Here is a 13,757-nt window from a genome sequence, read left to right on the forward strand (position 1 = left end):
TGATAAACCAATACATCGGTGTAACAGTGAAAGTTGCGTCTGAAATAACGAGTCAATTTTAACAAATACTTCTATGTCCCGGAAGTATTTATAAAATCTCTTGGATACGTCCTTCTACCTTTATTTCTTTTCCAATAGAAACTCGTTTACTATTTTAGTAAGTTGATCTTTCGGCATGGCTCCCTGTAAAATTTTAGGTTCTCCCTTTGCCGGAATCATCAATAGGGTGGGAATGCTTTGAATGCCAAATGCTCCTGCAAGTTCAGACTCTTTATCCACATCTATTTTGTAGACATCGATTCTCCCGGCATAGTCTTTGCTTATACTGTCCAGTATCGGTGCCATCGCTTTACAGGGACCACACCAAGTGGCGTAAAAATCAATGATTGCAGGACGACTGCCTTCAAACTTCCACTCATTGGGATTAGCTTCGTAGTTATATACTTTTTTTAGAAAATCTGCTTTGGTCAATGCTATTACTTCCATATCATTCTTTTCTTTTTGAGAGTTAATACTTTTGTTATCTTTATTGCCTGCACAGGCTGTTGTTATAAAAGTCAACATAAGCGAAAATGTCACAGTTAAGATTTTAATTGATTTCATATAGTTCATTCTTTATTGTTTTTTACTATTGCAAAGATAGAGTTGTTTCTAAGACAGGAGAATAGCAATTTTACCGGAATAGTTGACGATTTTTCCCAAAAGGCTTATTTATAGTAAAAAATCAGGTTTCCTATAAGAAATCTTATCCACTTTTCATTAATTCATCTATATTTGTTGTCCTTATGAGTCGGATTTCCCGTAACTTAGGATATATAAAGATATGAAAACAGACAAAGAGAAGATGTTGGCGGGTGAACCTTACCTGGCTTTTTGTAATGAATTGGTGACGGAACGTGCCCGCGCGAAAGAGATATTGTTTGAATATAACAATCTGTATCCGTCGGAAATGGAAAAGCGTACTGAAATATTGAAACATTTTTTAGGTGCTACCGGCAAGCAGCTACTTATCGAACAGCCGTTCCGTTGCGATTATGGCTATAACATCCGTGTTGGTGAGAATTTTTATGCCAATATGGGATGTACTATATTGGATGAGGCTTTGGTGACATTCGGAGACAATGTATTATTGGCGCCGAATGTGAGTATTTATACGGCCGGGCATGCTGTAAATGTAGCACAGCGTGTAGCCGGTTGGGAATACGCTTATCCGGTGACGGTAGGACATAACGTCTGGATTGGAGGGAATGTAGTGATACTGCCGGGAGTTTCAATCGGAGATAATAGCATCATAGGTGGTGGGAGTGTAGTGACAAAGGATATTCCTGCCAATGTGATAGCTGTGGGCAATCCTTGCAAGGTGATTCGGGAACTTACCGAAGACGAACTGAAATAAGAGCCGGTTTTAAATGAGAACGAAATAAACTGATAAAAACATTTAAAAGGAAAATTTAAACAGGCTCTGAGATTACTTCAAAAATAAAGTTTACCTTTGCAAAAAATTGGTTTGCATCGAGTTGTGATGCATAAAAAGGGAATACCGTGCGAATCGGTAACAGTACCCGCTGCTGTAATTCTCGTAGAACCCGGATAAGAATGTCACTGTAAAGCGCCCTGCTTTATGGGAAGGCATCCGGAGGGAGAGACAAGTCAGAAGACCTGCCAATTTTTATAATATCTGATGCTTTCGGGAGTTAAAGCGGAGAGTAATAGACTAAAAGAGACGTTTTAGGACCTATTTCAATGCCTGCATTTCTTAGGGCAATCTCTGTTTTTTTCGTTTGGCAAAAGTTATTCAAGAGTTTGAATATTTAGTTTTAGTTCAAATAATTGTTTAATTAAAATGCTTATGAAAAGAATTACGCATTTATTTTTGATGACACTCGGATTGGTGCTCAGTGCCATCCCCATGTATTCATGGGGACAAGGTTCTGATAACCCGAATGTTGTGCTTATGCCCCAATTCGGAATGCCCGAAGACGGGGCGGTGATCGTTTCCGATGAGATTACGTTTTATGATCATTGGGGAGAAGATATGATAAAGGGTAGCAGTAGCTACAATTCTTTGTCGGCCGTTGTTTTTAAACCGGCGGAAGAAGGGAAAGTAATTCAAATAACTTTTGAGTCGGTAGAGGTATTAAAGTATGAGACTTCATGGACCACTAATCCGGCTTACTTGAATATTTATAACGGAATTTTGGAACCGGGTGCGGACTATAAATTTCCTACAACGACCTATGGAGTTTCAAATACATCTAAATTGCCGGAAGGTGAACTGTTGGAAACGCTTAGCGGGACTTATACCAATAAAACTTATTTTTCTACCGATCCCAGTGGAGCACTCTCTGTCGGGTTTCATTTCGTGAATGCAACCAATTGCTCCGGTTGGGTAGCTAAAGTGAGTTGTGTAAAGGTGGAAGATATGACGGTTATAGGTGCCGGTTCTTCTTACGAGCAAGTGGAAACCGAGCCTGTAGCTAAAAAAGCGGTAAATTTAGTCAGCTTTTATGTAGATACCGAAGGAATCATGAAACCGGAGAATCTGACGAGTGTTTCGTTTACGCTTCCTATAAATGAAGTTGTAGAACCCGGACAGTTGAAACTGTATGCCGGTGCTGAACTGAATTTTGACGGAGAGACACCTTTGGAAACAACTTTTACCGAGAATGACGGTACTTATACCTTGACATTAGCTAAAGCGCTGTCTTCCGGTCGGAACTGGTTTTCCATTGCAGGTGATGTCAAGGCGGATGCAGCGTTCGGAGCAAAGGTGCAAACTGTTGTTTCGAAGGTAACAACGACTGCCCATACCACCGGAGTAGAGGGCTTTATAGCGGCTGCCCCCGTTACTTTGACCATTCCGCATACGGTTCTGATGTCTGCTACTCCCGCCACTTATCAGGTGGGGAGCGATAATCTCTTTTTTTATGATGATGGTGGAAAGGATGGGAAAATCTCTTCAAAGTTTGAAGGGACAGTAACATTTGTTCCGACTACTCCGGGAAATAAAATTCAGATAGACTTTTCCAAAGTAAGCTTATATGAAAATATATATAGCACTTCTACCAATGATGATGTGATGAAGATTTACGATGGAAAAACTGTCAGTGAAGCTGATTTAAATACAATCATGCGCAATGGAGTACCGGCGGTTGTGAAGTCAATGGCGGAAGACGGGTCACTGACTGTCTATTTAAAAACCATACAGATAACTGATTATAACTTAAAAGATGGTTTTGAAGCCGTTGTGTCCGAGTATACTCCCGTGCAAATGGAGGTGAAAGAAATTGTTCCTGCTCAATATACCGAAGGTACTGTCGTGGCCGGTGATGTTTCGCAACCGATTCTTTCTGTCAATATTAAGACGGAAAATACTATTCCTCTTGTTGCGCAAGCATTTAAGTTTACTGCCGAAGGAACTACGGTTTTATCTCATTTGTCAAAAGCTACGGTTTATTATACCGGAAAAAGCAATGTCTTTGCCAATACAGTGAAAGTGGGTGAGGTTGATTTAACAGGGAATGCGGCTTTCGAATTGAGCAGTTGTTCGCAGAGCTTGGTCGAAGGGGATAATTATTTTTGGTTGGCATACGATTTGAAAGCAGATACACAGAGCGGTGAAGTGATTGATGGCGGCTGTACCGGGATCACTCTTTCCGGACAGTCTCATGCAGTAGCGAACGGTAATCCGGAAGGTTTCCGAACGGTGAAGAATGAATATCTTTCAGTGGTCGGTACATTTGAAAAGACCATTTTCGGAACGTGGGACTTTGCCAGTACCAAGAATCCGTCTTCATACTATGATGGATATAATCCTGTTGAGGGCGATCAGATCGTGACTTTTATTCCCGGGACGAAAGGAATGATTGCGGAGTTGGAATTCAGCGATTTTCATCTGTATTATTATCCTACTGCTTCTTCTTATTATCCAAGAGCTAAATTTGAAGTTTATAGCGGAAAAGGAACCGGGGGTAAGCTGCTTTGGTCATTGACTACGGCAGATGACAAGGATAAAGGTCCCGAACGTATTCTTCGTTCGGAATCGGCAGACGGAGCATTGACCGTTGTATTTGATGCGAAGACCACTTCTGCTTCTTATACGGCAAAAGGCTGGCAAGCCGAGGTGCGTGAATATCTTTCCGTACCGATGGAATTTAGTTCGGTGAATGCTTTTCAGGCAAGCACCCAGGTTATTCCTACCTCTCCGGCAGCGGCCAATCAAGAGGTTATCGGCTTTAAGATACTGACAGCCGGAGATAAGGCTCCTCTTTCACTGGAAGAAATCACCTTGAATATGAAAGGCGCCCAAGATAAAGTAAGCAAGGTGTACGTATATACATCGGGCAAGGATAGCGTATTGAACCTTGCTTCACCCATAGCGGAAGCTCTTCCGGATGCTTCATCTGCTGCCTTGAAACTGACATTGACCAATCCGTTGGAACTTCTTGAAGGAGCTTCTTATTATTGGATTGCTTATGATATGAAGGAGAATGTTGCTGCCGAGCAATCCATCGATGCTGCTTTGACATCTGTGAAAGTAAGTGGTGATGTAAAAGAGCCGGTATCCGGTGACCCTGCGGGGGAACGTGTGACAAAGAGTATCTATGTCATGAAATCCGGAGAGAACGGAACAATCAAGGTTGGTTCTCAATCTCTGATGTTCTACGACGAAGGCGGAGTAGAGGGTGGTATCACTCGCGGCTTTAAAGGAACGGTGACTTTTGAACCCGAACATGCCGGAAAAACGCTTAAACTGACATTGAAAAAATGGAATATCGGTGGCAGTGATAAGATGTATGTGTATTACGGAGGAGAAAAAGGGGATAAAGAAGATTTACTGATCGAGTCTACCAAGTATCCTCAGGAGGTCGTTTCATTCTCCGAAGATGGCAAGATAACTCTGTATTTCCAGACAGCCAGTTACGGTTCCAGTACCGGACTCGATGGATTTGAAATAGAGGTAAGCGAATACGAGATACAACCTCTGTCGTTGGGTGGACTGAAAGTTGTTCCGGTAAATGAACGTTCTTTCCTCAGAGGAGCTAATGCAGTGATGCTTCGTGTAGATGTGGAAATCAAAGGCGATAAAGGAGAATTCACGCTCGATGCCTTGAAGTTCAGCAATGAAGGCACTTCATTCTCTACGGATATTGCTTCGGCAAGAGTTTATTGCACGGATACCGTGAGCGTATTTATGAACACGAATCAATATGGTGAAACACTGAAAGAACTGCCTTATCAGTTTGACGGAAACTACACGGCTACTTTACCCGGTATCTATAAATTCTGGTTGGTTTATGATATATCCGGAGATGCCTTGACAGGAAATACGATTAAGGCAACACCTGTGAGTGTAACGGCACAGGGCACCGAAACTCAGATAGAAGAGCCGTTCTCTGCCGAAGGGTATATTGTGGAAGGTTTCAAAGGTACTTATACGGTCGGTGTTTCGGACAAGGCCGATTATGCATCTATCGGGGATGCCGTAAATGCCATGAAAGATGGTATCGACGGTCCTGTGGTATTTGAACTGGAGAACGGAACTTACAATGAAGTGGTAAATATTGCGGAGATAAAGGGAACATCTGCTGTCAACACCATTACCATTAAGTCGAAAAGCGGTAGTTACCGTGATGTGAAGATTGTCGGTGGCAGATACATTGCTCCGGATGTCGATTCGAATGAAAAAGTACATGCCGGCTATGGTGTAGTCACTGTTGCAGGCGCGGATTATTTTACATTGGACGGGGTGACGGTGACTTCTTCGGATGTCTCTTATCCGGCCATCGTTCGTTTGAAAGATGCCAGTTGTTATGTGACGGTCAGGAATTGTTATCTGTATACGGAAATGTCGGCAGACATGTCTTTGATCGAAACGTATAGCCGTAATATAGCTGCCGATACAAACGATCATCTGGTTGTTGAGAATTGTCTTTTGGAAGGAGCTAACAAAGGAATGTCTTTAGGGGCCAGTTGGGTCAATACTCCGTCTTATGAGGCAGGAGCTTGTGTCCGGAACAATACTTTCCGTAATCAGGGTGCTAAAGCGATTTATCTGCAAGGAATGAAAGCTTATTCTGTTATCGGTAATGAATTTTATAACGACCGGGCTACTGCGTCTTACACTGCACTCGATATGAGAAGGGGATTTGAACAGTGTGTCATTGCGGATAATATCATAAATCTTGCTACTTCCAAAGACGCCACCGGTATATATACCGAGTATATAAAAGCCGGTCAGGAAGCTCCGGGAAGCATTCATAATAATGAAATAAACATCGTTTGCAATGCAAATGCGGGAGCTTACAGTTCTTTCTATGGTATAAAAGTCGGTAGTAAAGAAGTGTCTACTAACTTGAATATCGTTTATAATACGGTGAGGCTGACCGGTGTGTACAATTCTTCTGCAGCTCTGTTTATCAATAGCAGCATAAGCAATGGTGCGGTTCGGAATAATATTCTGCAAAACGAAGCGACCGGGCATGTTTACCGGATTTACAGTAAGGATTATTTCACCGGAATCGTTTTCTCCAACAATATGACCTATACTTCCGGTACTGCATTTGCCTATGCCGGTACTGCCGTCAATGATTTTGAGGCCTGGAAAGTACTTTCCGGAGAAAAGGACAGCTACAACGAACAAACGTCTTTCCTTTCGGAAACAGTACTCGAACCTGCACAAGCCGGTAATTTGAAGAATGCGAAGCCGTTGGCATTTGTAACGACGGACTTGAACGGTACTGTCCGCGATGAGCAGACTCCTACCATCGGTGCCTATGAATACGGTGATGTTTCTGATAATACTCCGGTTCTGGTAGAGAGCTATCCTTCTTTCAGTAACATTACGCACGAGGAAGCTACTGCCGTATTGAAGGTCGATCTGAGCGGAAAAGCATTCCTGTTAGTGAAAGAAAAAACAGCGGTTGCCCCGACGCAGGAAGAAGTTTTGGCTTCCGAGCAAGTGCTGCAACTGAGAAAGGGAAAAGAGTCTTCTGTTGTTCTGAGAGGTTTGGCGAATCAGACGGAATACATACTTTATGTGGTTCTGCAGAATCTGAAAGAGGTCAGTTCCGAAGTAATTGCCAGTGACGTGTTCACCACTACCTATACACCGACCGCAGTTTCTACTTTCGAGAAGGTTACTGCCGTTGAGGGCGACTTTGAAGACGGAACTGCCAAGTTCTCCGGATTTACGGTAGAAGATGCGGACGATACGGTAGTCGTTGGTAAGAAGGTAGCTAAGATAGGAACCAAAGGAACCATTACTTTCACCAATTCCGATAAGGGAATTCCTTTGACCGGATTCTTCCTGAAAGCCGGTGAACCGGTGACAATGGATGTTTATGATGAAGCAGATCAGAAACATACCTTCACTTTAGGAGCAACGGATGGTAAATGGGTATTCAGCAATTTGAAGGACAAAGGTCTGATAACGAAGATCGAAATGACTTCTACGGGAGATGCTTATCTGGATAACTTTAGTGGCGAACCTCTTGACCTGTTGGTTTATATAGCCAACCGGACGGTTCAGGAAAAAGACCGCGTGACGCTGACTGCTACGGTTTCTACCGGTGTGGCACCTTATACCTATGTGTGGAAAAATGCTATGCAGGAAGTGGTTTCTACGGAGGTCTCTTATGCATTCGATGCTAAAAATACAACTGCATGTACGTTGACGGTAACCGATGCATGGGGAGCTACGGATACGGATGAGGTAGTGATTACCGTAGAAGGTAATGCGTATACGGCTACTTTCGAAGATGTTTATCTGAAAGAAGAAAGTTATTGGAACGGTGAAGGGGAAGATGATTTTGCCGGTAACGGAACTTTCTCTACACTTTATAGCGGTTCGTACGCTTTCAGTAACAATAGGCATACATCTACCTATTGGTCGGGTTTTGCATGTTCCAATCAGACATCTGTGGAATATTCCGGTTTGAGCGACCAATATCGTTCGGCGGTAGGAAGTGGACACAATTCTGATAATTACGCGGTTTCTTATGTCTATACAGGTATTCCTCATGCAATCGATGTGACGAATAATAAGGCCGAAGGAGACTCCATTCGTGGATTCTATGTATCCAATACGGCATGGGTGAAAGAGTCTGTTCTGAAGGGGGACGGACAATCGGATGTTGCCGGAGGTTTCGTAACCGGTGATTATCTGAAATTGATCATTACAGGAAAGGCGGTAGATAATACGACTACTTCACTGGATTATTATTTAGCTGATTATACTTCGAAGAAAGAAGCAGATCATTACTGTCTGGATACTTGGCAGTGGGTAGATCTTCGTCCGTTGGGTAAGGTGAAAGCAGTTTCGTTCCGGATGGAGGGTACGAAGCAGAATTCATACGGACTCACTACACCGACCTATTTCTGTATGGACGACTTTAACGGTTATCGCGAAGTGAAGCAAGGAGCTAAACAGGATGTCGGTTTTGAGGAGACGGTTATCAATCTGGCTCAGTTCTTTACCTTTGATGATGCCGATGCTTCTATTGACTATCAGATCGAAGAACCGTTTGATGATGAAGTAGCAACCATCACATTGGAAGATGGAAAACTGTTGGTTACCGGTAAGGAAGCCGGTTCATCCCTGTCGTTGCTGGTTAGTGCCGTTCAGAAAGGAAAGATACAGTTTGTACAGATTCCGCTTACTGTCAATAAAGCGATCGGTATGGAAAGTAACCGCGTTCGTGTTTCTACTTCTATCTATCCGGTTCCGGCTATCGACAAGCTGAATATCGTGACTGAGTTGGAAAATTACACCATCGAAGTGATTGCTGTAAGTGGTGCGAAAGTACTGATACAGGAAAACAATTCCGGTGATGCCACCATCGTAGTCGGCGGTCTGGAAAAGGGTATGTATCTCTTGAAGCTGTATAACGCAGAACAGACAGTTGTGAAACGGTTTACAGTGAAATAATTAATTCAAGGGAGAAGGAAAAAAAGGGAGATGGGAGAATGGAGAGTGGAGAAGTAGGCTGCGCTATCATGCTGCATAGTACTTCTCCCATCTCAAATCTCCCATCTCCCTTTAATTAATTTTCCTTTGAATTAGTTTATAGTAAGTTTTCTGCTTGTTTCTTCCGTTCTGATCAGATAAATGCCTTTAGGTAACAGAAGAGGTAGGGTGGATTTTCCTTGACCGATTCGTTCTGATTTTAGTAATATTCCTTGCAGGTTATAAATTTCTAAGGTACATTCACGTTTGCTTGTAACTGTCAGATTTCCGTCCCGGTAGTCGATTTCGGAGTTCAGATCGTAAGAATGGATAGAAGTGGCTGTCGGATGCAGGTCGTCTATCGACAGGATTTCAGTAGATAATTCGCCGAGCCATCCGCATTGCTGGTTTACGGCAGTATATATTTTGATAAAGTCTATTTTATCGAGGGAAACAGTTTCTCCTTTTTCGTTCACTGCCCAGTCGATTTTGAATTTGGCACCATCGGTATTATTCGGTTTGTTATCGGCATAGCCGTATGCATAAGCTACTTGTTTCCACTTTTCCGGATTGCTACTGATTTTTACCGCATTATCCGGTAGCCGTGTTCCTGTAAAGGTCAGTGTCCGCTCGCTAATCCATAGAGGGTAGTGGTCTTGCTTATGTCCTTGTGAACCCATATATTGGATGACTCCGCTTTCCCCTTTATTATCGATCCACTTGATGTCTTCATCGTTTCGGTCGGGCTTGGTGTAAGTCACCGTGTAATTCTTGATACTTTGCGGGTTATTGTATTCCGAGCCTTTCAACTCGTACCATTCATCGTCCGGAAGTCCGTTACGGTTGGAGTCTACGGATACCAATACAATGCCGGGTTCCGATGAAATGCCGTAGGGGCCGTCCATGGCATTGGCATCTATTTTGAAGTCATACTCACCGGGCACATTGATGATGCTGTGGTCGAATCCCACAACGATGTATCCCCCGAAGCCTCCCAAACTGACCAGTTGGGTTGTTTTGAAAGCCTCCAGACATTTGTTGCAGATCGTTTGTTCATTATCTCCGTTTGCGTAGGCGGGCAAGAGGTTGATGAACTGTCCGGGTGCCGGCCGGTATTCGAAAACTTTGGTGGCAGAGGATTCTTGCGCTTTCAATAAAGAGGTGAAAGAGAGCAGAATGCTTACCGAAAGTATTATTTTTCTCATACTGATATTGCTTTTATGCCGATATTGCTTTTTATAATCCGGCTGTTATCTCTGTCCAGTTATTATTGCAGATCCGGTTATCATTACAGATTCGGCTGTCATTGCAGACAGCCGGGGATACAGGTTGTAAAGATAAGCAATTAATTCTATATTTCCGGTACAAGTATGAATTGTGCATCCGGGAAATATTTTTCCATCTGTTTCCGGATAAATATCAAGGTGTCCTCCTGTATCGTTTTATCTGCTACGGTGGGGTAAAGATTGTACATCACGGTGTCGAGACGGATTCCCCGGTGGCGTATGGCTTCGAAGCTGAGCAGTGTATGATTGATGCTTCCTAATTTGCCGGATGTGACAAAGATAAGCGGGTATTTTTTTTGTGCTATATAGTCGATTGTGAGCAGGTCTTCGGTCAATGGTACCATAAGTCCGCCGGCACCTTCCAGCAGAACGGTGTCATATCGGCGACTGAGCTCGGCTGTGGCCTGTTCCATTTTATTGAAGTCGATGGCGCGTCCGTCCAGCCGGGAAGCGAGATGCGGGGAAGCGGGGTAAGAGAAGATTTCGGGCATGGTAAGTCCTGCGCGGTCCTCTTCGGTAGGGGGGATGCCCATGATGCGGCGGTGCAGGTCGATGTCTTCGGAATGGCCGACATTCCCCGTTTGGATAAATTTTTGTGTGATCGTCCGGTTGCCTTTTTGGTTGAGTTCACGAGCCAGGAATCCGGTGGCGTAGCTTTTTCCGGCATCTGTATCGATACCGGAGACAAAAAATACATTCTGTTTCATTGTTTCTGTGGGCCTCTCCCCCGGTCCCTCCCCGAAGGGAGGGGAGAGGGGGAGAGTATTGTTTTATAAATTAATAGTTGTTATTAGCTTAATGGTTTACAATACATTCTCCTCCTCCCCTCCCTTCGGGGAGGGGCCGGGGGAGAGGCTTCTCTTTTTTGCAATGATATAAATCGGGTGATAAGTGAGAGGTACGGATTGGTTGTCGCCAAACAAGCGGATGTACTCTTCACAAAAACGGTTTAGTTCGCGCCGGGTCCAGTGCTGTTTTCCGGTTCCCGTCACTCCTGTCTCTTTCAGATGGTAAAGCACTTGCAGGGGGGAGGGAAAAGAACGATGCAGTCTCTCCTCTTCCGAATGAATGAGGTCGTAGTGAGGGGTGAGTGCTGCTTCGAGTTCCGAAAGCGAGCGGTAAGGAAGTCCTTGTCCGGTCACGCTGCGTATTTCTTTCATGTTTTCCTGCCCGAAAGTGGTGATTGCGAGGTAGCCATTCCTGCTTAGGCGGTGGTGGCAACGGTGGAAGAAATTTTCCGGACTTTCGAACCATTGTAGGGTAGAACAGGAGGTCAGCAGTTCCGTATCTTCGGGGAAGTCGAGTGTTTCGGCATCTCCGGTGAGGAATATGGCACCTTGATCGAGCAGATCGTGGCAGCAGGCCTGCATTCCGTTGCAGAGGTCGTTCAGGAAAAACTGTTTCGGTTGTAAGGTGTGATAAAGCAGGCGGGAATAGTTTCCGGTGCCGCAGCCGAATTCCACTACCTTATTGAAAGGAGTTGCCGGGAGATGTTGCTGTAACAGGCAGGTCATCTTTTCCGCTATTTGTTGTTGTATGTCTGCTTTCTGGGCATAAGTGCCGATGGCTTTTGAGAAGCGTTCGGCTATCAGGGCTTTATTCATATTTCTTTCAGATACTTGATAAAGAGGGATTCGTCATAGTGGGCTTCGTTTCCGTCTATATTAGACATGGAAATTCCTTTCCAGGCTGCGCGCTGGTTAGTGGGAGGAAAAATACGATCACTCTCACCGATAATAGCCTGTTCCCATGCAAATGTCCCGGTAGGGAGCATTCGGTATTGTTCTGCGACGGCAGTAAGTTCTTCTTTCAGTTCTTCTATGCTTCGTTCGGGGGCTGTAAGCTGAAAGCGGGCAAAAACGTTTCCGTCCGCACACATCCTGCGTTGGAATTTTCGGAGGGATGCTTCGTTCAGCCCCTCCAACGTTCCCATGAAGATAGCGGGCGGGATGCCCCGCTTCTCGTCAATAGGAAAAGGGGTGCCGTTAATGGCAATGCGTCTGCGAATGGGTAGTGAAACCTTTGACAGAACTTGTGAAGCGGCCCAAACTCCCATCGACCATGCCACTACATCGATAACAGTGTAACCGGTTAAAGGGGAGGTGTCGAAATCAAGTGTCCGATAGTTATAGCAGATCATAAAGTCACTGTCTGGGGGAGCATATTGTAAAAAGGGATGTTCATCCATTCCCCAGCCTGCAAAAAAAAGTAAAAGGCGCGGATGTTTTTGCAGAGACGACGTATGGATATGCGACGGTTCTGTGTGGGTATACAGCGATGGCGTATAGATATATTGTTTCATCAATTCTTGTGTTAAGTGGTCAATCTTACTATTTCTTCTTCACTTATTTCTGCTGTTAATGAAAAGCGGATACGTGATGTTCCTTCCGGTACCGTAGGCGGACGGACGGGCAAGGCATAAAAACCTTTACGCTGTAACTCTTCCGCTTTCCGGACGGCTATGCTGCTTTCTCCTGTGATCATAGGTATGATATGGCTGTTTGAGGGGCAGACGTATCCTTTGTGTTCCAATGCTTCTTTGAGCTTACTGCTTACCAATTGCAGCTTTTCACGTCTCTGCCGGAAATTGGGCAGACGGGTGAATACGAAAGAAGTCCACTGAATGATTACAGGCGGCAGTGCAGTTGTAAAGATAAAAGTACGCATTTTATTGACGAGATATTCCCGTATCACTTTCCGGCAGACAATGTAAGCGCCTGCCGATGCCAATGCCTTGCCGAATGTACCTACCAGAAAATCGATGTCAGAGATGCATTCCTGTTCTTCCGCACATCCCAGTCCTTTGTCCCCGCGTACTCCGAAAGCGTGTGCTTCGTCTACATACAGCCATACGTTAGCATATTTTTTTTTCAGACGAACCAGTTCGCGGAGATCCGCTTCGTCTCCGTCCATGCTGAAGATGCTTTCCGTGACGATGATGATCCGTTCATATTCTGTGTGGTTTATTTCTATCAACCGTTCCAACTGGTCGTATTGGTTGTGCCGGTACCGGATGCTTTTGGCTGCCGACAAACGTATACCGTCTATTAGGCTGGCATGTACCAGCTTATCTGCTAAAATCAGTGTCCGGGCATTGCTTACAGCCGGAAGGATACCCGTATTGGCATGGTATCCGCTGTTGAATACCAGTGCTGCTTCCGTACCGAAAGCCGTAGCGAGTTGTTGCTCCAACTGTTCGCAGGCTGTGAAGTTTCCCGTCAGCAGACGTGAGGAAGAGGAAGTAGGCAGGAATGTTTCCGGTGTCAGTGTTTCCAAAAAATTCCTACGCAACTCTATATCGTTTGCCAACCCTAAATAATCGTTTGATGAGAGGTTCAGCATCCGTTGTCCGTTTACAATAACGTCCCGTCCTTCGTGCAGGATACCGGGCAATTTTCGCAGGTTACTCTTTGCTTCCAGTTCCTGCAATTCCTGTTGCATTTGTTCGATGAGGATCATATATAATAATTATTTAATGTGCCAATATGCCAATGTGCCAATGGGCTGCGCTATGAAAAAGGATG

The 13,757-nt window shown here is 44.4% G+C and carries 8 protein-coding genes and 1 riboswitch; of the genes, 2 read left to right on the forward strand and 6 right to left on the reverse strand.

Going from position 1 to position 13,757, the window contains the following annotated elements:
- Positions 1 to 120 precede the first annotated feature (120 nt).
- Positions 121 to 603 (reverse strand): thioredoxin, encoded by a 483-nt coding sequence (gene trxA / locus HMPREF1532_RS13690; protein WP_025819090.1) that lies wholly within the window; start codon positions 601 to 603, stop codon positions 121 to 123.
- A 220-nt stretch (positions 604 to 823) separates the two neighbouring features.
- Between trxA and HMPREF1532_RS13695 the strand changes: the two genes are divergently transcribed.
- Both HMPREF1532_RS13695 and HMPREF1532_RS13700 read left to right on the forward strand, forming a co-directional pair.
- Positions 824 to 1,396, forward strand: a complete 573-nt coding sequence (locus HMPREF1532_RS13695) for a sugar O-acetyltransferase (protein WP_005930595.1) — start codon at positions 824 to 826, stop codon at positions 1,394 to 1,396.
- Positions 1,397 to 1,486: 90 nt separating this feature from the next.
- Positions 1,487 to 1,681, forward strand: a riboswitch (cobalamin riboswitch).
- Between the two features lie 168 nt (positions 1,682 to 1,849).
- Positions 1,850 to 8,929, forward strand: coding sequence for a DUF4465 domain-containing protein (locus HMPREF1532_RS13700; protein ID WP_005930597.1), 7,080 nt, complete (start codon positions 1,850 to 1,852; stop codon positions 8,927 to 8,929).
- 131 nt (positions 8,930 to 9,060) lie between these two features.
- Here the strand turns inward: HMPREF1532_RS13700 and HMPREF1532_RS13705 are convergent, their stop codons facing one another.
- The 5 genes from HMPREF1532_RS13705 to HMPREF1532_RS13725 all read right to left on the reverse strand — a co-directional run bounded on the left by HMPREF1532_RS13705 (position 9,061) and on the right by HMPREF1532_RS13725 (position 13,692).
- Positions 9,061 to 10,152, reverse strand: coding sequence for a T9SS type A sorting domain-containing protein (locus tag HMPREF1532_RS13705; RefSeq protein ID WP_005930600.1), 1,092 nt, complete (start codon positions 10,150 to 10,152; stop codon positions 9,061 to 9,063).
- Positions 10,153 to 10,298: 146 nt separating this feature from the next.
- Entirely contained in the window at positions 10,299 to 10,940 is a 642-nt protein-coding gene (gene bioD / locus HMPREF1532_RS13710; RefSeq protein ID WP_005930603.1) for a dethiobiotin synthase, read from the reverse strand.
- A 96-nt stretch (positions 10,941 to 11,036) separates the two neighbouring features.
- Positions 11,037 to 11,837 carry a malonyl-ACP O-methyltransferase BioC gene (bioC, locus tag HMPREF1532_RS13715; RefSeq protein WP_005930607.1) on the reverse strand — a complete coding sequence of 267 codons (801 nt, stop codon included), beginning with the start codon at positions 11,835 to 11,837 and terminating at the stop codon, positions 11,037 to 11,039.
- Positions 11,834 to 12,535: a DUF452 family protein gene (locus HMPREF1532_RS13720; protein WP_005930610.1), complete on the reverse strand. Its 702-nt coding sequence runs from the start codon at positions 12,533 to 12,535 to the stop codon at positions 11,834 to 11,836. The genes bioC and HMPREF1532_RS13720 overlap by 4 nt, the downstream gene beginning before the upstream one ends.
- Before the next feature lie 11 nt (positions 12,536 to 12,546).
- A complete protein-coding gene (locus HMPREF1532_RS13725) occupies positions 12,547 to 13,692 on the reverse strand; it encodes an 8-amino-7-oxononanoate synthase (protein WP_005930613.1) in 1,146 nt (381 codons plus the stop codon).
- Positions 13,693 to 13,757 lie beyond the last annotated feature (65 nt).

The organism is Bacteroides salyersiae WAL 10018 = DSM 18765 = JCM 12988, assembly GCF_000381365.1.
Lineage (GTDB): Bacteria > Bacteroidota > Bacteroidia > Bacteroidales > Bacteroidaceae > Bacteroides > Bacteroides salyersiae.

Coding starts and splice junctions, on each gene's coding strand:
- trxA (WP_025819090.1), bottom strand. CDS start 603: ATGAAATCAATTAAAATCTTAACTGTGACATTTTCGCTTATGTTGACT.
- HMPREF1532_RS13695 (WP_005930595.1), top strand. CDS start 824: ATGAAAACAGACAAAGAGAAGATGTTGGCGGGTGAACCTTACCTGGCT.
- HMPREF1532_RS13700 (WP_005930597.1), top strand. CDS start 1,850: ATGAAAAGAATTACGCATTTATTTTTGATGACACTCGGATTGGTGCTC.
- HMPREF1532_RS13705 (WP_005930600.1), bottom strand. CDS start 10,152: ATGAGAAAAATAATACTTTCGGTAAGCATTCTGCTCTCTTTCACCTCT.
- bioD (WP_005930603.1), bottom strand. CDS start 10,940: ATGAAACAGAATGTATTTTTTGTCTCCGGTATCGATACAGATGCCGGA.
- bioC (WP_005930607.1), bottom strand. CDS start 11,837: ATGAATAAAGCCCTGATAGCCGAACGCTTCTCAAAAGCCATCGGCACT.
- HMPREF1532_RS13720 (WP_005930610.1), bottom strand. CDS start 12,535: ATGAAACAATATATCTATACGCCATCGCTGTATACCCACACAGAACCG.
- HMPREF1532_RS13725 (WP_005930613.1), bottom strand. CDS start 13,692: ATGATCCTCATCGAACAAATGCAACAGGAATTGCAGGAACTGGAAGCA.